The 21,851-nt window shown below is 61.7% G+C and carries 20 protein-coding genes; 14 read left to right on the top strand and 6 right to left on the bottom strand.

The window, feature by feature from the left end; genetic code table 11:
* Positions 1 to 14 precede the first annotated feature (14 nt).
* From ACRTG1_RS00735 to ACRTG1_RS00695, 9 genes are all read left to right on the top strand, one after another.
* Positions 15 to 461: a tripartite tricarboxylate transporter TctB family protein gene (locus tag ACRTG1_RS00735; protein WP_432515540.1), complete on the top strand. Its 447-nt coding sequence runs from the start codon at positions 15 to 17 to the stop codon at positions 459 to 461.
* 22 nt (positions 462 to 483) lie between these two features.
* On the top strand, positions 484 to 1,989 hold the full coding sequence (locus tag ACRTG1_RS00730) for a tripartite tricarboxylate transporter permease (protein WP_113156952.1): 1,506 nt from the start codon (positions 484 to 486) through the stop codon (positions 1,987 to 1,989).
* 19 nt (positions 1,990 to 2,008) lie between these two features.
* The gene (locus ACRTG1_RS00725) at positions 2,009 to 3,250 is read left to right on the top strand and encodes a CaiB/BaiF CoA transferase family protein (RefSeq protein ID WP_206553140.1); all 1,242 of its coding nucleotides are present in this window, start codon (positions 2,009 to 2,011) and stop codon (positions 3,248 to 3,250) included.
* Positions 3,247 to 4,125, top strand: coding sequence for an HpcH/HpaI aldolase/citrate lyase family protein (locus ACRTG1_RS00720; protein ID WP_432515539.1), 879 nt, complete (start codon positions 3,247 to 3,249; stop codon positions 4,123 to 4,125). The genes ACRTG1_RS00725 and ACRTG1_RS00720 overlap by 4 nt, the downstream gene beginning before the upstream one ends.
* A 57-nt stretch (positions 4,126 to 4,182) precedes the next feature.
* On the top strand, positions 4,183 to 4,602 hold the full coding sequence (locus ACRTG1_RS00715; protein WP_432515538.1) for a hypothetical protein: 420 nt from the start codon (positions 4,183 to 4,185) through the stop codon (positions 4,600 to 4,602).
* A 64-nt stretch (positions 4,603 to 4,666) separates the two neighbouring features.
* Complete coding sequence (locus ACRTG1_RS00710; protein ID WP_206544825.1) at positions 4,667 to 5,161, top strand: copper chaperone PCu(A)C; 495 nt, start codon at positions 4,667 to 4,669, stop codon at positions 5,159 to 5,161.
* Positions 5,161 to 5,766, top strand: coding sequence for an SCO family protein (locus ACRTG1_RS00705; protein WP_299935776.1), 606 nt, complete (start codon positions 5,161 to 5,163; stop codon positions 5,764 to 5,766). Before ACRTG1_RS00710 ends, ACRTG1_RS00705 begins: the two co-directional genes overlap by 1 nt.
* Before the next feature lie 12 nt (positions 5,767 to 5,778).
* Positions 5,779 to 7,206, top strand: a complete 1,428-nt coding sequence (locus tag ACRTG1_RS00700; protein ID WP_432515537.1) for a PepSY-associated TM helix domain-containing protein — start codon at positions 5,779 to 5,781, stop codon at positions 7,204 to 7,206.
* A 90-nt stretch (positions 7,207 to 7,296) separates the two neighbouring features.
* On the top strand, positions 7,297 to 7,671 hold the full coding sequence (locus ACRTG1_RS00695) for a hypothetical protein (protein ID WP_113156959.1): 375 nt from the start codon (positions 7,297 to 7,299) through the stop codon (positions 7,669 to 7,671).
* 16 nt (positions 7,672 to 7,687) lie between these two features.
* Here the strand turns inward: ACRTG1_RS00695 and ACRTG1_RS00690 are convergent, their stop codons facing one another.
* Positions 7,688 to 8,698, bottom strand: a complete 1,011-nt coding sequence (locus ACRTG1_RS00690; RefSeq protein ID WP_206544822.1) for a sugar-binding transcriptional regulator — start codon at positions 8,696 to 8,698, stop codon at positions 7,688 to 7,690.
* A 210-nt stretch (positions 8,699 to 8,908) separates the two neighbouring features.
* On the opposite strand from ACRTG1_RS00690, the gene ACRTG1_RS00685 reads away from it, so the two are divergent.
* From ACRTG1_RS00685 to ACRTG1_RS00665, 5 genes are read left to right on the top strand one after another with little or no spacing between them, the layout of a single operon-like run.
* Positions 8,909 to 9,889, top strand: a complete 981-nt coding sequence (locus tag ACRTG1_RS00685) for an ABC transporter substrate-binding protein (protein WP_113156961.1) — start codon at positions 8,909 to 8,911, stop codon at positions 9,887 to 9,889.
* A 12-nt stretch (positions 9,890 to 9,901) separates the two neighbouring features.
* Complete coding sequence (locus ACRTG1_RS00680; protein WP_113156962.1) at positions 9,902 to 11,605, top strand: ABC transporter permease; 1,704 nt, start codon at positions 9,902 to 9,904, stop codon at positions 11,603 to 11,605.
* Positions 11,593 to 12,672, top strand: coding sequence for an ABC transporter ATP-binding protein (locus tag ACRTG1_RS00675; protein ID WP_113156963.1), 1,080 nt, complete (start codon positions 11,593 to 11,595; stop codon positions 12,670 to 12,672). The genes ACRTG1_RS00680 and ACRTG1_RS00675 overlap by 13 nt, the downstream gene beginning before the upstream one ends.
* A complete protein-coding gene (locus ACRTG1_RS00670; RefSeq protein WP_432515536.1) occupies positions 12,672 to 13,859 on the top strand; it encodes an MBL fold metallo-hydrolase in 1,188 nt (395 codons plus the stop codon). The genes ACRTG1_RS00675 and ACRTG1_RS00670 overlap by 1 nt, the downstream gene beginning before the upstream one ends.
* Positions 13,837 to 14,589 (top strand): 5'/3'-nucleotidase SurE, encoded by a 753-nt coding sequence (locus ACRTG1_RS00665; RefSeq protein WP_206544819.1) that lies wholly within the window; start codon positions 13,837 to 13,839, stop codon positions 14,587 to 14,589. The genes ACRTG1_RS00670 and ACRTG1_RS00665 overlap by 23 nt, the downstream gene beginning before the upstream one ends.
* On the opposite strand, the gene ACRTG1_RS00660 is transcribed toward ACRTG1_RS00665, so the two are convergent.
* The 5 genes from ACRTG1_RS00660 to phnC form a co-directional block, all read right to left on the bottom strand.
* Positions 14,579 to 16,966 carry a dermonecrotic toxin domain-containing protein gene (locus ACRTG1_RS00660; RefSeq protein ID WP_432515535.1) on the bottom strand — a complete coding sequence of 796 codons (2,388 nt, stop codon included), beginning with the start codon at positions 16,964 to 16,966 and terminating at the stop codon, positions 14,579 to 14,581. The genes ACRTG1_RS00665 and ACRTG1_RS00660 overlap by 11 nt on opposite strands.
* A gap of 191 nt (positions 16,967 to 17,157) precedes the next feature.
* Complete coding sequence (locus tag ACRTG1_RS00655; protein WP_206548650.1) at positions 17,158 to 18,828, bottom strand: Na/Pi cotransporter family protein; 1,671 nt, start codon at positions 18,826 to 18,828, stop codon at positions 17,158 to 17,160.
* Positions 18,829 to 19,426: 598 nt separating this feature from the next.
* Positions 19,427 to 20,230 (bottom strand): phosphonate ABC transporter, permease protein PhnE, encoded by an 804-nt coding sequence (phnE, locus tag ACRTG1_RS00650; RefSeq protein WP_113156968.1) that lies wholly within the window; start codon positions 20,228 to 20,230, stop codon positions 19,427 to 19,429.
* Positions 20,224 to 21,030, bottom strand: a complete 807-nt coding sequence (gene phnE / locus ACRTG1_RS00645; protein ID WP_222474171.1) for a phosphonate ABC transporter, permease protein PhnE — start codon at positions 21,028 to 21,030, stop codon at positions 20,224 to 20,226. The genes phnE (ACRTG1_RS00650) and phnE (ACRTG1_RS00645) overlap by 7 nt, the downstream gene beginning before the upstream one ends.
* Positions 21,027 to 21,821 (bottom strand): phosphonate ABC transporter ATP-binding protein, encoded by a 795-nt coding sequence (gene phnC / locus ACRTG1_RS00640; RefSeq protein ID WP_113156970.1) that lies wholly within the window; start codon positions 21,819 to 21,821, stop codon positions 21,027 to 21,029. Before phnC ends, phnE (ACRTG1_RS00645) begins: the two co-directional genes overlap by 4 nt.
* Between the last annotated feature and the right edge of the window lie 30 nt (positions 21,822 to 21,851).

The following is a 21,851-nucleotide window of genomic DNA, read 5'->3' as shown; positions in this document are numbered from 1 at the left end:
ACTGGAGAGGGCTCATGAAACTGTCGGAAATCGTCCTGCTTGCGGGTCTCGCCGTCTTTTCGGGAGTCCTCCTCATAAGCAGTCTGGATATGCCTTACGGCTCGGAGCAGAGCTTCGGGCCGGGGTATATCCCGCTCAACATCGCACTTGTCGTTCTGGGTCTGATCGGCATCCTCGCCGTCAAGGCTTTCATGGCCGGGCGCAAGCCCGGCGCGGACGGCAGCGCCGTCATCGAAGATCTTTCTTCGGCGCTCCCGGTGGCCGCCGTTTTCGTTCTTCTGGCGGGCGCGATCTACGCCATGAGCTGGGGCAGCATTCTTGCGCCGCTTGGCGTGCTGATGATCATCCTGTCGTGGCGCTTCAACGGGCATGGCTTCGTAAAGTCCTGTCTGGTCAGCGCCGCCATTCTGGCCGTCATCTACACGATCTTCAGCCTCTGGCTGAAAATCCCGCTTCAATAGTCTTCCTGAAAGTCGCTCTCCAATGGACGCACTCACTCAACTCGCGGGCGGTTTTTCGGAAGTTCTGACCGTCTACAACATTCTGCTGATTTTCCTTGCCGGCATGATCGGCACGGTGGTCGGCGCGCTGCCGGGGCTGGGGCCGTCGGCAGGCATCGCGCTCATGCTGCCGCTGACCTTCGGCATGCCGCACGCTTCGGGCCTGTGCCTGCTCACCGGCGTCTACATGGGCACCATGTATGGCGGCCGCATCACGTCGATCCTCATCAACACGCCGGGCGACGCCCCCGCCATCATCACCGCCATGGAAGGCTATCCGATGATGCTGCGCGGGCAGGGCGGTCTGGCGCTCGGCCTTTCGGCGTTCTCGTCCTTCATCGGCGGTTTCTTCGGCCTGGCCGTTCTGATCTTCTTCGCGCCGGTGGTCTCGTCCTACGCGATCTATCTCGGCGCACCGGAATATTTCCTGCTCATGCTGCTGGGGCTCAGTACGATCATTCTGCTGGCCGGCGACAACATGGTGAAAGCCCTGCTGATGGCCTGTGTCGGCGTTCTGGTCTCCACCTTCGGCAGTGACTACATTTCCGGCCATATCCGCTTCGCCTTCACGCCGGAGCTGATCGAGGGCATCGACTTCGTCGCCATCATCATCGGCCTCTACGGCCTTGGCGAAGTCTTCTACAATCTCGAAAAGCGCGTGCGCATCGATCTCGGCAAGCCGAGCTTCAACATCCGCGAATACATCCCGCCGGCATCCGCCATCAAGGAGAGCGGCGGCGCAACCGTGCGCGGCTCGATCCTCGGCACCGTCATCGGCATCCTGCCGGGCGCCGGCGCAACTGTCGCGACCTTCCTCGAATATGCCCTGGAGCGGCGCATTTCGCGCAAGCCGGAAGAGTTCGGCAAGGGCGCAATTGCAGGTCTCGCCGGACCGGAAGCCTCCAACAATGCTTCGGTTCCCGGTTCGCTGATCCCGCTTATCACGCTCGGCATTCCCGGCTCCGGCGGCACGGCCATCATGCTTGGCGCGCTCATCATGTTCGGCATGCAGCCCGGCCCGCTTCTCATGATCAAGTCGGGAGACGTGGTCTGGGCGATGATCGCAGGTCTTGTGCTGGCGAACATCTTCCTGCTCTTCTCGAATGTGCTGTTGATTCCCGTCTTCGTGAATCTTCTGCGTTCCGTGCAGGGGCATCTGGCAAGCGTCGTCATCGCCCTTTGTGTCGTGGGTGCGTTCTCGCTTGCCTACAGCACGTTCAACATATGGGTCGCGCTGGTGTTCGGCGTGCTCGGATATCTGATGAAAAAGGCGGATTATCCCACCGGCCCGTTCATTCTGGCGGTTGTCCTTGCTCCGCTCGCGGAAAACTATTTCCGCCAGTCGATCATGCTGGGGCAAGGTGACTGGGCGATCTTCATCGACCGGCCCATCTCGCTCGGAATCATCATTGCCATGGTCGTCCTTGGCGGACTGGGCATGGCGACGAAACGCTTCATGAAGCGCCGCGAACCTGCGGCGCGCGCCTGAGACTACAAGAAGGAAGACTATGGCCGACCGTGCCTGGAAACCCGTCGATTTCACGCCCGATGCAAAAGGTCCGCTGAGCGGGATCGTTGTGCTTGACCTGTCGCGTCTCGTGGCGGGCAACATGACCTCGCTTCAGATGGCCGATTTCGGGGCCGAGGTCATCAAGGTGGAACCGCTTCCCGCAGGCGATCCCCTGCGGGCGTGGAAGCAGGGCGGCCATGCCACTTTCTGGAAGGTCTATGGCCGCAACAAGAAGAGCATCGCGCTTGATTTTCGCAAGGAAGGCGCGCTGGATCTTCTGCGCCGGCTCATCGCCCGCGCCGACGTGATGATCGAGAGCTTCCGGCCGGGCACGCTGGAAAAGATGGGGCTCGGGCCGGATGTGCTCAAGCGCGAGTTCCCGGGACTGGTTCTGCTCAGGGTTTCCGGTTTTGGCCAGAGCGGCCCCTACAGCCCGCGTCCCGGTTTCGGAACGCTGGTCGAGGGCATGTCCGGCTTTGCACACCGCAATGGCGAGGAAGGGGGCGATCCGCTGCTGCCGCCGCTGGCCCTCGCAGACATGATTTCCGGCCTCTACGGGGCCAATGCCGTGATGATGGCGCTGCGCGCGCGTGACCGCGACGGGCATGGTCAGGTGATCGACCTGTCGCTGCTTGATGCGATGGTTTCCGTGCTTGGGCCGGAGCCGCTCGACTACCAGATCACCGGCAAGCCCAAACAGCGTGTCGGCAATGGGTCCAACACGTCGAGCCCGCGCAATGTCTACAAGACGAGCGACGGGCACTTCATCGCCATTTCCGCGTCCATTCAAAAAACCGCCGAGCGCCTGTTCCGCAGCATCGGGCGCGAAGACATGATCACCGACCCGCGCTACGCCACCAACGAGCAGCGGGTTTCGCGCCGGCATGAGGTCGACGCAATTGTCGGTGGGTGGATCGGGGCGCGCAGCCGCGCCGAGGTTCTGGAGATTTTCGAGAAGGACGGCATCACCGCCGCGCCGCTTTACGACGTGGCGGACATCTGCGCCGACCGTCATTTCATCGAGCGCGGCATCTATGTCGCTGCACCGGATGAAGAGCACGGAAGCGTGCCCATGCATGCGCCCACGCCGCGCCTTTCCGAAACGCCGGGCACCCTGCGCGGTCCGGCCCCTGCGCTGGGCGCACATTCGCGCGAAATCCTGCGGGCGGCCGCGTTCTCCGATGCCGAAGTCGATGGCTTCGTCACCGCCGGCGTCATCAACGACGGAGCAGATGCATGAGGCAGACAGCAAACCAGCCACGCTGGCGCTCGCTTCTCTATGTGCCGGGCAACAATGAGCGTTTCATCGGCAAGGCCCAGACCCGTGGAGCCGATGCGGTTGTGCTCGATCTGGAAGACAGCGTCCCCGATCACGAAAAGGCAGCCGCCCGCACGATGACAGCGGCGGCGCTGCCGACCCTCGCCGCAGGGCCATCGGATCTGCTGGTGCGCATCAATGGCGGCATGCGGCTTGCCGTGCCGGATCTTGAAGCTGTGGTTCAGCCCGGTCTGCGCGGCATCTTCGTGCCCAAATGCGAAGCTGCGGAAAAACTGCGCCTCATCTCCGAGATGCTTTTTGACCTTGAGGCCGAACGTGGCCTGCCGGCCGGCGAAATCGCTCTGGTGGCGATGATCGAGACCCCGCGCGGTCTTGAAAACGTGCATGACATTGCGCGGGCCGATCCACGCCTTTGCGGCATGATCCTCGGCAGTGAGGACTTCGCCACAGCCACCGGCATGCAGCCGACGCCAGAGGCGCTGCTCGCGCCGCGCCAGCAGATCGTCTTTGCCGCGCATGCAGCCGGCATCGCGCCTCTGGGGCTTCTGGACAGTGTCGCCAATTATGGTGATGCGGAGCATCTTTCCGCAGTGGCTCGCCGGGCGCGGGCCTTCGGCTTTCGCGGCGCAACCTGCGTGCATCCGGCAGCCGTCGCGCCTCTCAACGCGGCATTCCTGCCGTCGGATGAGGAAACAGATTGGGCAAAGCGCGTCGTCGCGGCGATGGAAGAGGCCCACGCACAGGGCAGGGGAGCCGCCACGCTCGACGGGCGCATGATCGACAAGCCGATGTTGGATCGCGCGCGGGACATTCTGGCGTCTCGGCCCGGGCATTGAGCCAGTTGCGGCGTCCTGCATGGACGCCGCATTCGCCGCAGTGACACGGCGACGGAAATGTGTCACGACGCTTTCATGAAGTTCATGCGCGACATGTTGAAGGATCGTCTCGCGGCGGGTCTCATGGCCGGCCTCCTGGCCTATTTCCTTCTCATGCAGGGCTTTGCAGCGGCCTTTGCGCAGGGAAACATGGCGGGTGCGGATGGCATTCCCGGCTTCGTCATCTGTAATCCGAGCGGCATCGGGCCGGAAACGGGCAATGGCCCTGCACCCGCCCGCAGTCCGCATGATTGCTGCACAACCCTCTGCCAGGCCGGCTGTGCGGTTTCACCCGCATTGCCCGGCGACCATGCCGGGCTCGACTGCGCCTTACGCGCGCCGCTTGCAGCGGCAACACTGCCCGCGCCTCCGGTCTTCCACCCCGTCACGCTCGGTTTTCTGGCCGACGCACGCGGCCCTCCATCCTTCTCCATCTGACGCAACAAACCCTTTTCACGGCTGCGCATTCATGCGCCCGTATCTGCGCTTATGGAGATAAGACATGCGCTTTTTCACCCGCACTTTCACGGCAGCAATGCTGTTCATCGCCGCTCCCGCATTCGCCGGCGACTACACGCTTGGCAATCTTGACATCGACCAGCCATGGACCCGCGCCACGCCGCCCGGCGCAAAGGCTGCGGGCGGCTTTGTCACCATCGCAAATGGCGGTGAGGAAGACGACCGGCTGGTCAGCGCCGAGGCCGCCTTTGCAGGCCGCGTGGAGCTGCACACGATGGACATGACCAACGGCGTCATGAAGATGCGTCATCTGCCCGAAGGCATTCCGGTTCCGGCCGGCGAGACGGTCAATCTCGCGCCCGGCGGTCTGCATGTCATGTTTATGGAGCTCAAGGAGCCCATCGCCGAAGGCGCGCCCGTTCCGGTGACGCTGACCTTCGAGAAGGCCGGCACGATCGAAGTTGAAATGTCGGTTGCAAAGCCCGGCGCACCGGCTCCAAACATGCACAAAAACATGCACGGCAACGGCAAGAGCTGATGTCCCGTCGTTCGTTATCGATCCTGGCCGGCGCGGTTTTCGCGCTGGTCCTTGCCATCGTCGCAATGGTGACGATGAACATCTCTCCCACCGGCCGGTCCGGTGGGGGAATGGGCACCGCCGATATCGGCGGCCCCTTCACGCTGACCGCAGAGGATGGAACCACCGTCACCGAGGCCGATTTTCTCGGCAAACCGACGGCAATCTTCTTCGGTTTCACCTTTTGCCCGGATGTGTGCCCGACCACGCTCTATGAATTATCGGGCCTCATCGATGATCTCGGTGCGGATGCGGACAGGCTCAACTTCGCCTTCGTATCCGTTGACTGGGAGCGCGACGGGCCGGAGCAGCTGGCGCTCTACACGTCCAGTTTCGATGATCGCATTCAGGGACTGGCAGGCACCGAAGAGCAGATCGAAGCCATCACAAAGGCCTATCGCGTCTATTACCGCAAAGTGCCCACGGATGATGGCGACTACACCATCGATCACACGGCTTCGGTCTATCTGATGAATGGGGAGGGTGGTTTCGTCGGCACGCTGTCTTACGGCGAGGCGCACGATTCCATGCTGGAGAAGCTCAGGCGGCTGGCTGCCAAGGGCTGACGGGAGGAAATCATGACACATGTCGATACGCCGGCGCTTGAGGAAGCTCCGGCGCGTACTGTCGTGGACAGAACGCTTTCACGCAAATTCTACATGGCAGCGTGGCGCTGGCACTTTTATGCCGGCCTCTATGTCGCGCCGTTTCTGGCGATGCTCGCGGTGACCGGCCTGATCATGCTCTGGGTCAGCGCACTCGACGGGCGTGACGGCGAAAAGATCACGGTCACGCCGCAGGGCGAAGAGACGTCAATTCTTGAGCAGGCTTCGGCGGCGCAGACGGCGCTGCATGAGGGGCATGTGGTCGAATATATCGCTCCGACCGCGCCAGACCGTGCTGCCGTGTTCCGCGTAGACAGCGGTGGCGAGGCAAAGCTGGTCGCCGTCGACCCTTACACCGCAGAGGTGCTGGACATCTGGAGCCGCCAGGCCGGCTGGTATGACTTCGCCTCGGACATTCACGGCACGCTGCTGATCGGCGATCTGGGCGACCGGTTGATCGAGATCGCGGCCGGTTTCGGCATCGTGCTCATCATCACCGGCGCGTATCTGTGGTGGCCGCGTGACGGGCAGGGCGCAGGACGCGCCTTCCGGCCCGACCTCAATGCGCGCGGCCGCTCCTTCTGGAAGAGCCTGCACAAGACCACCGGGTTATATGCTGCAGCGCTTCTCCTCGCCTTCCTCCTGAGCGGCCTTTCATGGGCCGGCATCTGGGGCGAGAAATTCGTGCAGGCATGGAGCACGTTTCCGGCGGAGAAGTGGGACAATTTGCCCCTGTCTGACCAGACGCATGCATCCCTGAATCACGGTGCGACCAAGGATGTGCCCTGGGCGCTGGAGCAGACGCCACTCCCTGCCTCTGGTTCCGATGCTGGTGTGGCCGGCGTGCCGGGTGCGTCTCCCTACAATCTGGACCAGATCGTCGCCTTCGGGCGGAGCCTTGGCTATGAGGGCCGGTTCCGCGTCGCCACGCCGCGCGGCGACACTGGCGTGTGGACGCTCGCGCAGGATTCCATGAGCAATGATTCCACCGATCCGACCTCCGACCGAACGGTGCATGTCGACCAGTATACGGGCAATGTTCTGGCCGATGTTCGTTTTGCCGACTATTCACCTGGCGGCAAGGCGATGGCGGTTGGCATCGCCTTTCACGAAGGCGACATGGGCATCTGGAATCTGGCGCTGAACACGGCGTTCTGTCTGGCGGTCCTCTTCCTGTCGGCCAGCGGCATTGTCATGTGGTGGATGCGCCGTCCACCGCACGCGCTGCGTCTGGCCGCACCGCCCATGCCGGCAGACATGCCGCTGTGGAAGGGCGCGGTGGCGCTGATGCTTCTGGTGTCGCTTCTCTTCCCATTGGTGGGCGTCACCCTGCTGGTTCTGCTCGCTCTGGACGTGCTTGTGATCCAGCGCATTAAGCCGCTTGCACGCCTTCTTGGCTAAGGGCCTGCTTGAAAGTGGTATCGCCGGGCGGCGCTTTCCGATTGAGCGTCGCCCGCTCTCGTCCTATGATCGCCGCGAATGGAGAGTGCGATGCATAGCGAAAAGCCCCCGAGAGTTTCGTCTCTGATCAACAAGGTTCTGGCCAACGCGCCACAGCCGAACGATATCCGCCTTCTGGCGCAGCGTCTGCATGACCACGCGCTTGAGCCGCGTTCGACGCCGGAGGAGACGCAGGCGCTCGTGACGGATCTGGGTTACAAGAACATCGCGGCCTTTTGCGAGGCCGCCGGCCTTCCGAGCCATCTCGCAGACCGTTGGGAGCGCTTTGGCATTTCCGGCGAAATGCGGCAGGTGCTTCTGCTTCTCGCGGCCCAGCGCCGCGCCATGCTCGAGGCCGTGCGCGAGTTCGAGACCATCACGCATGTGGGTCTCGATGACTTCATGCGCGAGCGCGGTCTGATCTGACCGGGTGAGGGGCCGCTCAGAGCCCCTCTTCGTCTGCTTTTTCCAGCAACATCCGCGCTGTGGCGGCATCCGTAACGAGTGCCGCTGCAGACACTGTGCGCAGCGCCGCCAGAATGGCCGTGACCTTCTGCTCGCCACCGGCGGCCAGAATCACGTGCGGAATGCGCGCCACCACATCGAGATCGATGGCCATGATGCGCTGGTTCACCTCATGGTCGACCAGCTGGCCTGCCGCATTCACAAAATAGCAGAGAATGTTGGCCACCGCGCCCTTGTCGCGCAGTGGATCGATCAGCTTCTTCGGAACGATGCCATGGCGGAAGATCGTCGCGTCGGGTGAAACCGCGCCAACCGTCAAAAGCGCGATGTCCGCCTTGGCGGCGCGCTCGCGCACATCGCGCAGTGAGGGCTGTTCCCAAAGGCGCTCACGCAGTTCGGGGTCGTCCACCACCACCGGCGCGCTGATCTGATAGCTGTCCACCTTCAACCGTTCCGCCACCTTGGTGGCCACGATGGACGGATTGATCCATTGCGAATGCGGAAGGCTGCCCACAAGCCCGATGACGGTCGAGCCGGAAAGATCGCGCTGCGCCATGAAACTCAGGCTGGAATGCAGTGTCGCGCCGCCGCCGATCGCCAGTGTCATGCCGGGTTGCATCTGCTCTTCGAGATAGCGCGCCACCGCATGTCCGATCGAGCGTTCCAGATTGTCGGCTTCCTGCGGGGCGGGCACCACGATGGCGCTTTTCAGGCCCCAGCGCTTTTCCAGCTGCCGCTCCAGCGCCACCTGTTCGGCGGTGTCGGCATTGATGGTGGTCACCACCATGTGGTTCTCGGCGCTGGCGGCCAGCGCGCGCATCACCTTCATGCGGCTGACATTCAGCAGGCTGGCAATCTTCTCCTGTGTCAGGCCCTCCACATGGTAGAGCCAGGCCATTTTCACATTGATGTCTGCGGAAGACAGCGTCGGCTCATCAGCCGGCTTCTTTTTCCTTTTGCGCGCCACGGCGGTGATTCCCTCTCTCATCGCGTCAAGGTTTTAGCACAATGTTCGGCACGTCGCGGCGGCGTTGCCGGGCGAAAGGCGCGAAATTTTATTGCGTTCTTTTGTTATTGACGACAAACATATGTTCATATTCAATGATGAGGCGCTTTTGTTACAAGCCTGTCATATTGCGCATGCAGGGGAGGAGCTCCGGCGTTAAATGTCCGGAGAAGCAAACAGAGGAGTAACCCCATGGTACGCCAGTCCACCATTCGCTCGGTTGCGTTTGCAGCCGCATTGCTCACGTCCACCGCGGCTTTTGCCGAGAACCTGGTGCTCTACACGTCGCAGCCCGACGCTGACGCCGCCGAGACCGTTGACGCCTTCAAGGCGGCTAACCCGGGCATCGAAGTCGAGATCTTCCGTTCCGGCACCAGCGACCTGATGACCAAACTTGCAGCCGAGTTCGCTGCCGGTAGCCCGCAGCCCGACGTTCTCCTCATCGCTGACGCCGTGAGCATGGAAATTCTCAAGAAGGACGGCCACCTGATGGCTTATCCCGAAGCCAATGTGGAAGGCTTCGAGGAAGCGGCCTACGACGCCGACAAGACCTATTTCGGCTCCAAGCTTATCACCACCGGCATCGCCTACAACACGGCCGCTGCCGAAAAGCCGGAGCATTGGTCCGACCTGACGGGCGAGGCCTACAAGGACCTCACCATCATGCCGAGCCCCCTTTATTCGGGTGCAGCAGCCTATCTCCTGTCCGCGTTCGCAAACCGTGACGACCTCGGCTGGGACTATTTCGAGAAGCTGAAGGAAAACGGCCACGTTGCCGTGCGCGGCAATGGCGCTGTTCTGAAGTCCGTCGCAAGCGGTGAGAAGGCCTATGGCATGCTCGTCGACTTCATGGCCATGAACGCCAAGAAAGACGGCTCGCCCATCGAGTTCGTGTTCCCCGAGGAAGGCGTCACCGCCGTCACCGAGCCGGTCGCCATCATGTCGACCGCGAAGAACACTGACGCAGCCAAGAAGTTCGTCGACTTCATTCTCTCCGACGACGGCCAGAAGCTGGCTCTTACGCAGGGCTACCTGCCGGCCAAGCCTTCGGTCGGTTCCCCGGACTGGCTGCCGGAAGGCACCGAGATCAGCATCATGAAAGTTGATGTGAAGAAGGTTGTTGACGAGATCGCCGGCAACAAGGAGAAATTCTCCTCCATGTTCGGCGGCTAAGGACACATCTGAATGACCGCTATTCGCAAGGAACGTCAGGGCCAGGAGATGGCCCTGACAGCGGGGATCGTCGCGCTTATCGTCATCTTTTCGCTGCTGCCAATGGCGCGGCTTTTGCAGGAAGTCATCCTGCCTGGCGGTCAGTTCTCGCTTGATATCATTCGCAACGGCCTGATTGATGAAACGACCTGGCGCGCCACCTGGAACACGCTGGTGGTGGGCCTTGGCGGAACGCTGTTCGCGCTGGTTCTGGGCGTGGCCGTCGCCATTCTCGTTTCACTGTCGGATGTGCGTCAGCGTCAGGCTTTCGTCCTGTGCTTCGTCACGCCGCTCATGATTGCGCCGCAGGTGACCGCGCTTGCCTGGCTTCAGCTTTTCGGCCCCTCCAGCCCGCTCCTGAACATGCTGGGCATGGCTCCGCCGCTCGGCACGCGCAATCCGCTTTATTCGCCCGAAGGCATCGTCTTCCTGCTCGGCATCCAGTACGCGCCGCTCGTCTTCCTGATCGTGCGCGCCGGCATGCGCAAGCTGCCGCGTGAACTGGTCGAGGCCGCGCAGTCCAGCGGCGCCGGCTGGGTACGGGTGCTCGGCACCATCATTCTGCCGCTCATGACACCTTCCATCGTGGGTGCAGCGGCGCTCACCTTCGTTTCCTGTGTCGGCAATTTCGGCATTCCCGCCTTCCTGGGCATTCCGGCAAACTATCTTGTGCTGCCGACGCTCATCTATCAGCGCCTGGCCGGTGGCGGACCGGATGTCCTCTCCGATGTCGCGTTCCTTTCAGTGCTCATCGGTATCATCGCCATGGTCGGCATCGTCATGCAGGACCGCATTGCGAGCCGGCGCGATTTCCGCATCACGTCCACCTCGCTGCCCGCAGCGCCCTACCAGCTGGGCGCATGGCGTCTGCCGGTGGAGCTCGGCATGTGGGTGCTGATCGCGTTCATCCTCGTTCTGCCGCTGGTGGGGCTCATTCTCACCTCGCTGGTGCGGGGCTATGGCGTGACGCTTTCGGCTGAGACGGCAACGCTGGAGAACTATTACTTCGTCATCTTCCAGCACGCTGCGGCAAGCCGCGCCTTCCTGAACAGCCTGTATCTCTCGGCTGGGGCGTCCATCTTCGCCGTCTTCGTTGCGATCCCGCTCGGCTATGTCATCGCCTGGGGCAACAAGCGCTGGATCAAGGCGCTCAACCTCGCCATCGAGCTGCCCTATGCGCTGCCGGGCGTGGTGCTGGCGATTGCCTCGTTGCTCCTGTTCCTCAAGCCCATGCCGATCACCGGCATCCAGATCTACAACACGGTCTGGATCATCCTCTACGCCTATCTCGCGCGCTTCCTGATCCTGGCCGTGCGGCCGACGATCACGGGCTATTTCCAGCTCGACCGGGCGCTTGAGGAGGCTGCGCAGGTAGCCGGCGCAGGACTGTTCACGCGTCTGCGCACCATCATCTTCCCGCTCATCGCTCCGGCGGCCATTGCCGGCGGCCTGCTGATCTTCATGACGGCGCTGTGCGAGCTGACGGTTTCTGCGCTCCTGTGGTCCTCCGGTTCGGAGACCATCGGCGTTGTCATCTTCTCCTTCGAACAGGGCGGAGATTCCAAATATGCGGCGGCGGTTTCCGCCATCATGGTCGCAACCACCTTCCTTCTGATGCTGCTCGCCAGCCTCTTTGCAAACAAACTACCGGACGGAGTTCTTCCATGGCGGGACTGAGCATTAACAACGTCACCAAGGCCTTCGGCGACACCAAGGCGCTGGACAATGTGTCCATCGATGTCGCGGATGGCGAGTTCCTCGCCGTGCTTGGCCCTTCCGGCTGCGGCAAGACCACGCTTCTGCGCATGATCGCCGGTTTCGAGACCGTCACCGGCGGCAATATTCGCATCGGCGACCGCGAGGTCTCCACTGCCGAGGCCAACACGCCGCCGGAAAAGCGCCGCGTGGGCATTGTCTTCCAGAACTACGCGCTCTGGCCGCATATGAGCGTGTCCGAGAACATCGGTTACGCGCTCAAAGTGGCGCGCGTGCCCAAAGCGGAGCGTGAGGAGCGCGTGAAAAACGCGCTGGCGCTCGTCAACATGGAACAGTATGGCGACCGCCGTCCGGCCAATCTGTCCGGCGGTCAGCGGCAGCGCGTGGCGCTGGCGCGCTGTCTCGTCGCCGAGCCGCGGCTGGTGCTGTTCGACGAGCCGCTGGCCAATCTCGATGTGCATCTGCGCGCCTCGATGGAAGACGAGTTCGCCGACTTCCACAAGCGCACCGGCACGACCATTCTCTACATCACCCACGACCAGGCCGAGGCCATGGCGCTGGCAGACCGTATTGCGGTCATGGATCACGGTCGCCTGATGCAGCTTGCCACCCCGCGCGAGCTCTATCATGAGCCGGCCAACGAGATGGTCGCTTCCTTCATCTCGCAGGGCATGGTTCTGCCTGCCGATGTCGAGACCGAAGAGGCGGACGGCCAGTGCCGCGTGCGCGTGCTTGGCCAGGAACTGGTCGTGCGCTGCCGCAAGGGCGAGAAGCCGCGCAAGGACGCGCGCATTTGCTGCCGCGCATCGCAGATCACATCCGTAGGGGCGAGCCAGCCGGGCTTCGAGGGCACGATCACACGCGCCGTTTATCGCGGCGGGTCTGCACGCATCGAGTTCGAGCCTGCTTCCGCGCCACAGCTCGGCCTGCATTTCGACCAGCCCGATCCGGTGTCCTTCGAGGCCGGTCAGCGGGCCAGGCTTGCCATTACATCGGGCTGGCTCATCCCGGCTGATGGTGCAGCCTGATGTTAACGGTCGATCTTCAGGGCGGGTTCGGCGAAAAGGGACGAACCAGTGTTGCGGTCAGCGATGGCAACACCCGGATCATGCTCGATGCCGGCATCAAGGTGGGTGCGACAGGGGATGAATATTACCCCGTGCTCGCCCGCCCGGTCGGTGACATCGACGCCCTGTTCATCTCGCATGCCCATGAGGATCATATCGGCGCGCTGTGCCGCCTGATCCGCGAGGGCTATACCGGCCCGATCTACATGACTGCGGAGACCCGCACCGAGATGCCGGCAACGCTTGCCCAGTATGCGGACGCGGCAGAGCTGTGGGAGTTCATGCCGAAGGACGCGCAGATCCGGCTTTTCGAGCCGGGCGAGCGGCTTTCTGCCGGCGCGCTCGCGATTGAAACCGGCGCATCCGGCCATGTGGTCGGCGGGGTCTGGTTCTCGGTCGAAGGGCAGGGGCGGCGCGTGGTCTACTCAGCCGACATCGTGCCCGAAAGCGCTGTTTTCCCGATGCAGCCGCTTCCCTCCTGCGACCTTCTCATCCTCGACGCCTCCTATGGCGCAGATCCCATTCCCGGCACGGAACGCGCCCAGCGCATTGCCAAGTGGGTTGCGGACTATGCCGATGGCTGCCTTCTGCCGACACCGCTTTCAGGTCGTTCGCTGGAGCTGATCGCCGCCATCGATGTGCCGTTCGCCATCGAGGCCGGCATGCGCGAGGCGTTGTCTGCGCAGATCCATGCGCCCGGCGCCGTGCATGAAGACCGTGTTGACGTTCTTGCCGGACGGCTTGCCGCCGCACGCGACTGGAATGTGGGAGAGGCGCTGCCTGCATGCCCTCTGCTGGTCCATGACGGTATGGGTGTCGCCGGGCCTTCCCGTCCGGCGCTCGCCGCAGCAGAGCTTGCCGGCTATCCGATCCTGTTGAGCGGGCACCTGCCGAAAGGCTCGCCCGGCGCACGGCTCGTAGACCAGGGCGCAGCGGCCTGGATCCGCATGCCGACGCACCCCACGCTGCCCGAGAATATTGCGTTATGGGAAGCCGCCGGACGTCCGGCGCTGATCGGCCATTCCTGTGATGCGGCCGCGCTCGACGCGCTTCATCAGCACATTCCCGCCCTTCTGACCGGCGCTCGCACCGGTGACACCTACCAGATCGACAAAGAGACGATATATGCGCATTCTGATTTCCAATGACGACGGCATCGAAGCTCCCGGCATTGCGCTGGCGGCCAAAGCGGCATCCCTCCTGACGGACGACGTCTGGGTGGTCGCGCCGGACGGCAAGCGCACGGCCGCCGGCCCGTCGCTCACGGTCGCGCGCCCGATCACCATGCGCCGCCTCGGCGAGCGCCGTTTCTCCTGCTCGGGCACGCCGGCCGATTGCATCGTGACGTCCATGGGCTGGCTCTTCAACGATGGCAAGAAGCCCGATCTCGTTGTTGGCGGCGTCAATGACGGGCGCAATGTCGGTGAGGATCTCGCCTATTCCGGCACGCTTGGCATCGCCCGCGAGGCGACCTTCTGGGGCATTCCCGCCATCGGTTTCTCCCGCGTGAAGGAGGCCAATGTGCGCGAAGGGGACGCCGCATGGCTGGCCCGCTTCATCGAACGTCTCTGGCAGACGCGCAGCGAGTGGGCCATGGAAGGCCATTGGCTCAGCGTCAATCTTCCGGCCGATCTGCCAGCCCCCATCGCCCAGCCGACCATCGGTCGCGACAAGATTGCGCGCAAGACCGAGATCGTTCGGGAAAATGGCGACGAGATCGAGCTGATCGTGCCACGCGGCCGCGCGCATTCAAGCCGCAAGGGCGATGAGAACAGCCTCATCGCCGAAGGCTTCGCCACCATGAACCGGCTGAACTGGTTCGGCGAAACCCAGCTTGGCGGCGCGTTCATGGAAGGCCTGCGGGCCGCTACGAAGTAGAGCCCGTCGCGACGGGTGCTGTTTCACCCCCTTCCGGATCCGGCAGCGCATCGATCCATTCGCGGATGCGCTGCCAGTTTTGCCGTGACGGGCTGACGGGCTCGATCTCGCCGTCCTTCAGGTCAATCGCTTCGAGCGGATCGATACCGTATGGAATATTCGATGACTGTGCCGGCAACGGCCCGTCATGAAGCCTGAGACGCCCTTTTGAATAATCGGAAAACACCTGCAGCGGCACGCCATAACTGGTGTTTATGTTCGGTGAAGCGACGATGTCCGCAATCATCTTCCGCACCTTCGGATCGGTCGAGTCGAGCAGGTAGACATTCTTTGCCAGCGGCGGGCGAAAATGCACTTCATCAAAGTGTTCGATGTCTTCACCGCCGCCATCAAGATTGGCCGCGACGCGGCCGTCTTCAGTCACGATTGCGTATTGATAAAGGGGGTTGCGTGACCACCTGTCCCTGCGCCACGCGGCCAGAACATTGTCGCTGCCGATCAGGGAACCGCTGCCGATCGTCGCCGGCTCATTCAGCATGTTGGAAATTGCGTTGAACTCGTATGAAGGGCGAAACACACCGGCGTTCAGCAGCTGTTCCGGGCGGAAATCATCCACCCGATAGACAAGATGGTGATTGCCAAATCGCCCCGTCTCATCCGGCTCACGCCCAAGATCCTCGAATTTGTGACGCAGGGCGTCGACGCGTTCCTTCATTCGCTCAACCACGTCGTTCATTGCATCGTAGGCAATGTCTTCCGGTAGCTCAGACAGGACGTAGCCCATGCTGTTCATCGTCATCTGCGCCCGGCGGCTAAGCGCTCCCCGATAAGGAGGACGATCAACAATGGGTTGCTCTGTACCTGTCGCCAGATGTGGCGGCTCCGCCACTGGAGACAAATCGCCTGTTCGCTCTGCAATCGACCGTGCGCCGGCGCTCAACGCGCCACCAATCAGTATGGCGCTTCCCGTGAGTATGGCAGACTGGCTTGCTGCGCTGCGCTGTTCATAGGTGTCGCCGGTCACAGCCCGGTTGGTCTCCAGCGCCAGCTCGCTGCCGAGATTGCCCACCAGAAAGGCGCCCTCCAGGCCCGGCACAAGCATCGTGACGGGCCAGAACACATCGTTGAATGTCTGTATTTGCTCCAGCCATCGGTCGCGCGACACTTCGCTGTCAGACTTGATCAGCGTGTCGGCATCGCTGTTGCTGCGCGCGCGCATATTGTTTGCAAGCACATGGAAGACATCACCGGAGACCCGAAAGTTCCGCGTGTTTATGCCTGACTGCCAGGCGCCCGTTCCCAGCTTCTTGAGAGCGTTTCTGACACCCGTATACCAGACCCCGTCCTGGCGACAGTAGAGCGAGAAATGCCGCTCCAGCATTTTCCGGCCCTTCCTTGAGGAGGCCTGCAGCCTGATCCATTCTTTCAGCGCATCCTCGCTCTGGAATTCATGCAGGGCTTTCTTTTCACCCGGCAAATAGAGAATGGTGCGCCCACTCTTGTCGCTGAGCAGCAGAATATCGCTTGAGGCGTAGCCGTTTATGTCAAGACGGCGAACAATCGTGTCTTCGACGGGGACGGCGCTCTTGCCGAGGCCAGAGAGAGAAATCCAGCTTTGTGGGTCGGCGAGGTCGACCGAGACACTTCGGGCGAGAGCGTGCCCTTCGGGCGAGAGAAGCATCTCTTCCTTCGCCCTTGCGACTTCTGCCAGAAACTGTGCTTCTACGAGAATGCGCACATCCTGGAAATGGTCCTTCCAGAAGTCGCGGAGCCGATCCTGCACTCTGGCCTGAAAATCTTCCGCCCATATCGCGTCCCGAAGTGCAGCGACCGAGAGTGGAAACTCGTTTGGCGCTCCGTAGAATGCCTCGCCTTTGCCCGCTCTGTAGACGCCGGCATTGAGCTGGAGATCGGATGGCAGCATCTCCTGCATCGTCGCGCCAAAGTTTCTCAGAAGAAGCTGGGTGAGCGATATCGAGGTCTTCGGACTGTCTGCATGTTCCCAGCCCGTGAAGCTCGTTCGCGAGGATTGCGCCGCAGAGAATGTGTTCAGGTAGAGGTGATCCGGGTCGACCGTCTTGCCCGTGAGGCGCTTGACGATTGCGCTCATTGCCTCGCGCGCCATCGCCTTGATGTCCGGCATGTCTTTCCGGGTGCGCGCGGCAGTCTTGTTGATTGCCCTGTAGGTTTGGTCCGTGACCAGCGTCGACAGTGAGGTCGACAGGCCAGTGCCACGAATTGTCGACACGGTCGGAGTTTCGATGCGCTGTTTGGGTTGTGAATGGGACGGGCGCGTGGGGGGCGGCGCTTTTTTGGGAGGGATGTCAGCGTTGATGATGACGGGAGCACGAGCTCCGGAAACACGGTAGGTCGTCATTGTCACTCTTGTCTTGGGTGCAACCACAGAAGACAAGATGACCTGTTTATCAAATCAAACCATTGCCTTCATCTTATATTCTCCAATACTATTCTGCATAATATCATTTTATCATCTCTCCGTTTTCGAGATCTATATTCATTTATATTCGACTGATCAACGGGTGAACCCCAATCAAGTGGAGTAAAGATTCAGTCCGGCTTCAGCCGCGAACCGCTCAGAAGACCGCGCTCTTCGAGCACGGGATAGGCAAATGTCGCGAGAAGCGAGTTGATCTGCTTGAGATCGCGGATCGTGTCGAGGTGGATCGAACTGGTCTCCACACTCTGCTCCGTTCCCTGGCGCAGACGCTCGAAATGGCGCTGGCTCGTTTCCTTTTCCACGTCGCGAAGCCGGTCCTTTTCCATGACCAGTTCGCGCGCGGTCTCCGTGTCCTGTGTCACGAGCAGATTGAACGCAAGCCGCGCATTGGCCAGAACCGAAGCATGGAAACTGGCAAGCTCGCGCCAGCCTTCCTCGGTGAATTCCACACCACGCTCCATCTTCTTCTCGACATGCGCAAGCATGTTGCGAACGATGATGTCGCCGACCTGCTCCAGCTTCACGCAGACACCGAGCAGTTCCTGACAACGGCGGGAATCCTCCTCCGTCATGTCCTGTCGCGTGATGCGCGCCAGATACAGTTTGATGGCGGCATGACGCCGGTCAACCGTGTCGTCAACGGCGGCAAGCGCATCGATGGATTTGCGGTCGGCCTTTTCATAAAGCTCCAGAATGCGGCACAGCATGAACTCGACGGTCTCGCACATGCGCACCGTTTCGCGTGTCACATTGGCAAGCGCCTGATGCGGGTTGTCGAGCGCGGAGGCGTCCAGCGCGCTGGCTTCCGCCAGAAGAGGTTCCTCTTCCTTGTCCTTCTCCGGTGGAGACTGCAGCGCGACGATCGCCTCGGTCGCCTTCAGGATCAGCCGCGAGAGCGGAATGCCGGCAATCAGGATCAGAACGTTGAAGGCGATATGGGCGTGGATGATGCGATCTGCGGGATCGCTCCCCAGCTGCTCCAGCGTGGGCGCGAAGACAATGAAGGCCACCAGCAGAACGACCGAACCCAACCCGCGCATCAGAAGGTTGCCAAGAGGCACCACGCGATAGGCGGGCGGCGAACTGCGGGTGAGCATGGGGGCGATGAACGAGCTGCCCAGATTGACGCCCAGAACCATCACGATGCCCAGCTCCGGTGAGACGATGCCACGCGCCGCAAATGTCGTCAGCAGCAGAACAGCCGCGATGCTCGAATGGAAAAGATAGGTCACCACGGCTGCAAGCAGGAAGGCCGTGATCGGATCGCTGGAAAGATAGCCGACAATGATCGGCACGATGGTGCTCTGCCGCAGGGGTTCGGATGCCTCGCCCATCATTTCAAGCGAAAGGATGAGCAGTCCGACACCAACCAATATGCGCCCGAACTGCCGCCACTGCCGGCGCTCTGTCGCGAGAAAAATGCTTGTGCCGAACAGAAGGCACAGCGGCACGAGCAGCGTCAGGTCGAAGCTCAGGATCTTGACGACAAGTGCAGACCCCACTTCCGCACCGCGCACGGCAAGAATGCCGGAAAGGCCGGTAACAATGCCGAGCCCGGCAAAGGAGCCGACAAGCAGCGTAACGGCGGTCGAGCTCTGCAGGGCGATGGAAAGCAGAAGGCCGGTCAGTGCCGCCAGAACCGGGTTTCCCAGCGTCTGCCGCAGACGCTGGCGCAACACATTGCCATAGGCGCGCTCGACGCCCGTGCGCACCATGCGTGTTGCCCACAGGAGCAGGGCCACTGCGCCAGCCATGTGCAGAAAGAAGACGGAACCGCTCATATCACCTCAATTAAGCCCTGCAGAAAGCGGACCTGATCATATTTAAAGCCTGTCTTTGATGCCATCGATGAGGCCATTCCGAGGCGCGTGTTCGATGGATGCGGAGCAGCTTTGATACCCATATGTTACATTTGATATTTTTAAATAGCAAATGTTCAAAATCGTGCCAATATGCAAGCTGCAGGTTCGGAGTTCTGAAGTCGTCCAGAAAGCCTAGTTGACGAAGCGCTCATTTAAAAAAGAATAAAAAGGCCGATTAGTTTTTTATATCTGCTATATTATAAATATTTTTAAATAAATAGCCCTGTTATAAATACAAATAACTTATTATCTACATCGATAGACTCTCCTTTAAGCTCTGGCAGCAGCGGAACGCCGGCACGTGACGTCGCCACGAGCGTCATTGCGGCCGGTGGTCTTGGCCTGGCCGTTGGAAGCCCCATCGGAGCTGCGGTCGGTGCCGCCATTGGCACGGCCGCTGGCGCTGCTCTCGGCGCCGTGGCCGGCGGTGCGAGCGGGGCCATTATCGCTCAGGTGTAAGCCGACAACATTGTCGCATTGTTGCCGGGTGCCGGCCGTTGGGCCGGCATCTCCCTGTCTACATGATCCGCTTGCGCAGCCAGGCTGAAACAACCTCACCCAGAACCACCAGCGCCAGAATGGCGAGGAGAACGGTGGCCGCTTCCTGCCAGTTGAACGTGTCAATGGCGCTTTGCAGGATGAGACCGATACCGCCCGCGCCGACAAGGCCGAGCACCGTCGATTCCCGCAGATTGATGTCCCAGCGCAGGATCGCCACGGCCCAGAAGGTGGGCATGACCTGCGGCACGATTGCGTAGAGAATGACCTTGAGGCGCGATGCGCCGGTCGCTTCCAGCGCTTCCACCGGTCGCCGGTCGATCTCCTCGATGGCTTCGCCAAGAAGCTTGCCGATGAAGCCGATGGAGCGGAACATGATGGCGATGATGCCCGCCACGATGCCGGGACCGAAAATCGCCACGAACAGCAGCGCCCAGATGATCGTGTTCACCGAACGACTGGAGACCAGAATGAGACGGCCAAGCCAGAGCGTCGCCGCATTGGGCGTCGTGTTCTGCGCCGAGATGTAGGCGACGGGCAGGGAGACGAACACGGCGATTGCCGTGGCGATGGTGGCGATATTCACCGTCTCCAGAAGCACCCACAATATGTTCGGCAGGTTCGTCACATCCGGCGGCACCATGCGGCTGAACAGATCGCCCATCTGCTGCGGCGCGTCGAACACCCAGGGCCAGATCACATCAATGCTGGTCAGGGCCCAGACAATGGTGATCACGGCAAGAAGGAAGATTGCGTAGCGCTGCAACCGCTCACGCGGGGTGTAGCGCGCCCACTCTTCCGGGGTCGTGTCCATGCTCACCATATCCGTTTCCTGATCTGGCCGCTGATCGCCTCGCTCACCAGAATAACGGCGACGATGACGATGGTGATGGCCAATGCGAAGTCATAATCATAGCGCCCGAAGGCGTTTGCGAGCGTCGAGCCGATGCCACCGGCGCCCACAATGCCAACCACTGCCGAAGCGCGCAGATTGCTGTCGAGCTGATAGATGCTGAGGCCGATCTGACGCGGCATGATCTGCGGAAAAACCGCGTAGATCAGTGTCGGAAAATAGCCCGCACCCACGGCGCGCATGGCTTCCACCTGACCCCAGTCGATCTCCTCGATGCGCTCGGCCAGCATCTTGGCGACAAAGCCAATCGAATAGACGATCAGCGTCAAAACGCCCGCGAACGGACCAAAGCCGACCGCCTTCACGAAGATGATTGCCACGATGACCGGATGGAAGCTGCGCGCCACGATGATGAGGCCGCGTCCAAGAAGAAAGATCGGGCGCGGCGCGAGGTTCCTGGCGGCCATGAAGGCGATGGGGATGGAGAGCAGAACACCACCCACCGTTGCCAGAATGGCAATCTTCAGGCTTTCAAGAAAACCGTCGATGAGAAGCCCGCTGCGCTCGAAGCTTGGCGGAAACGCGCCATTGAAGATGCGCGCGGCGCGCGTCATGCCCTGTGCTACGCGGTTCCAGTCTATCGGCAGCATGAACACTGCCCAGCCGATATAGAGCGCCACCGCGATGAGCAGCCCATAACGCAGCACGGGATTGGCGATCATCGGCGGTTTGCGCCAGGTGTCCGGCACGGAAGAGGTTGTGGTGCTCATGCCTTCTGAGCCCTCAGCGGCGTGACATTGTCCATCTCGCCGCGCTCTTCAGCCGGCACACCGGCATAAATTTCGTCCATGGCCGCCTTGTCGAGCGCGTCGGGCTCGGCATCGAAAATGATGCGGCCATAACGCATGCCGACGATGCGGTCGGTGTATTGCTTGGCTTCCGCCACATTGTGAATGTTGATCAGAACCGGCAGCGAGAATTCGCGCGAGAGCGCCCGCAGCAATTCCATGATCTGCTCGGACGTCTTCGGATCGAGCGAAGCCGTCGGCTCGTCGGCAAGCAGGATTTCCGGTTCCTGCATCAGCGCCCGCACAACGCCGACGCGCTGGCGTTCACCGCCGGAGAGTTCGTCCGCCCGCTTGTTGGCGTAATGGGCGATGCCCACGCGCTCCATCAGTTCGTAGGCGCGGCGGATATCTTCTTTAGGATACCGCCGGAAGGCTGCACGCCACAGCGGCAGATAGCCGAGCCGGCCCGACTGCACATTCTCCATCACGGTCAGCCGGTCCACCAGATTGAAGCCCTGGAAGATCATGCCGATGCGCCGGCGTGCCGCGCGCAGCTTCGCGCCCTTGAGGTCGGTCAGCATCAGGCCGTTTAGCTCGATCGTGCCGGAGCTCGGCTCCACAAGCCGGTTGATGCAGCGCAGCAGCGTGCTCTTGCCCGCGCCGGAAGCGCCGATGATGGAGACGACGCTTTCGCCCGGCACCTCCAGGTCCAGCCCTTTGAGAACCGGCGCGCCATTGCCATAGCGCTTCACCAGCTGCGAAATTTTCAGCATGCATCAACTCCGAAAACAGATGAGTGAAAA

The organism is Nitratireductor sp. PBL-C9, from assembly GCF_050877045.1.
GTDB classification, from domain to species: Bacteria; Pseudomonadota; Alphaproteobacteria; order Rhizobiales; family Rhizobiaceae; genus Nitratireductor; species Nitratireductor aquimarinus.
Note: the sequence above shows the minus strand (reverse complement) of the source record. Positions and strands in the feature narration are given on the sequence as shown.

Excerpts from the sequence above, each read along its gene's own strand:
- ACRTG1_RS00735 (WP_432515540.1), top strand. The coding sequence starts at position 15 with ATGAAACTGTCGGAAATCGTCCTGCTTGCGGGTCTCGCCGTCTTTTCG.
- ACRTG1_RS00730 (WP_113156952.1), top strand. The coding sequence starts at position 484 with ATGGACGCACTCACTCAACTCGCGGGCGGTTTTTCGGAAGTTCTGACC.
- ACRTG1_RS00725 (WP_206553140.1), top strand. The coding sequence starts at position 2,009 with ATGGCCGACCGTGCCTGGAAACCCGTCGATTTCACGCCCGATGCAAAA.
- ACRTG1_RS00720 (WP_432515539.1), top strand. The coding sequence starts at position 3,247 with ATGAGGCAGACAGCAAACCAGCCACGCTGGCGCTCGCTTCTCTATGTG.
- ACRTG1_RS00715 (WP_432515538.1), top strand. The coding sequence starts at position 4,183 with ATGTGTCACGACGCTTTCATGAAGTTCATGCGCGACATGTTGAAGGAT.
- ACRTG1_RS00710 (WP_206544825.1), top strand. The coding sequence starts at position 4,667 with ATGCGCTTTTTCACCCGCACTTTCACGGCAGCAATGCTGTTCATCGCC.
- ACRTG1_RS00705 (WP_299935776.1), top strand. The coding sequence starts at position 5,161 with ATGTCCCGTCGTTCGTTATCGATCCTGGCCGGCGCGGTTTTCGCGCTG.
- ACRTG1_RS00700 (WP_432515537.1), top strand. The coding sequence starts at position 5,779 with ATGACACATGTCGATACGCCGGCGCTTGAGGAAGCTCCGGCGCGTACT.
- ACRTG1_RS00695 (WP_113156959.1), top strand. The coding sequence starts at position 7,297 with ATGCATAGCGAAAAGCCCCCGAGAGTTTCGTCTCTGATCAACAAGGTT.
- ACRTG1_RS00690 (WP_206544822.1), bottom strand. The coding sequence starts at position 8,698 with ATGAGAGAGGGAATCACCGCCGTGGCGCGCAAAAGGAAAAAGAAGCCG.
- ACRTG1_RS00685 (WP_113156961.1), top strand. The coding sequence starts at position 8,909 with ATGGTACGCCAGTCCACCATTCGCTCGGTTGCGTTTGCAGCCGCATTG.
- ACRTG1_RS00680 (WP_113156962.1), top strand. The coding sequence starts at position 9,902 with ATGACCGCTATTCGCAAGGAACGTCAGGGCCAGGAGATGGCCCTGACA.
- ACRTG1_RS00675 (WP_113156963.1), top strand. The coding sequence starts at position 11,593 with ATGGCGGGACTGAGCATTAACAACGTCACCAAGGCCTTCGGCGACACC.
- ACRTG1_RS00670 (WP_432515536.1), top strand. The coding sequence starts at position 12,672 with ATGTTAACGGTCGATCTTCAGGGCGGGTTCGGCGAAAAGGGACGAACC.
- ACRTG1_RS00665 (WP_206544819.1), top strand. The coding sequence starts at position 13,837 with ATGCGCATTCTGATTTCCAATGACGACGGCATCGAAGCTCCCGGCATT.
- ACRTG1_RS00660 (WP_432515535.1), bottom strand. The coding sequence starts at position 16,966 with ATGACGACCTACCGTGTTTCCGGAGCTCGTGCTCCCGTCATCATCAAC.
- ACRTG1_RS00655 (WP_206548650.1), bottom strand. The coding sequence starts at position 18,828 with ATGAGCGGTTCCGTCTTCTTTCTGCACATGGCTGGCGCAGTGGCCCTG.
- phnE (WP_113156968.1), bottom strand. The coding sequence starts at position 20,230 with ATGGTGAGCATGGACACGACCCCGGAAGAGTGGGCGCGCTACACCCCG.
- phnE (WP_222474171.1), bottom strand. The coding sequence starts at position 21,030 with ATGAGCACCACAACCTCTTCCGTGCCGGACACCTGGCGCAAACCGCCG.
- phnC (WP_113156970.1), bottom strand. The coding sequence starts at position 21,821 with ATGCTGAAAATTTCGCAGCTGGTGAAGCGCTATGGCAATGGCGCGCCG.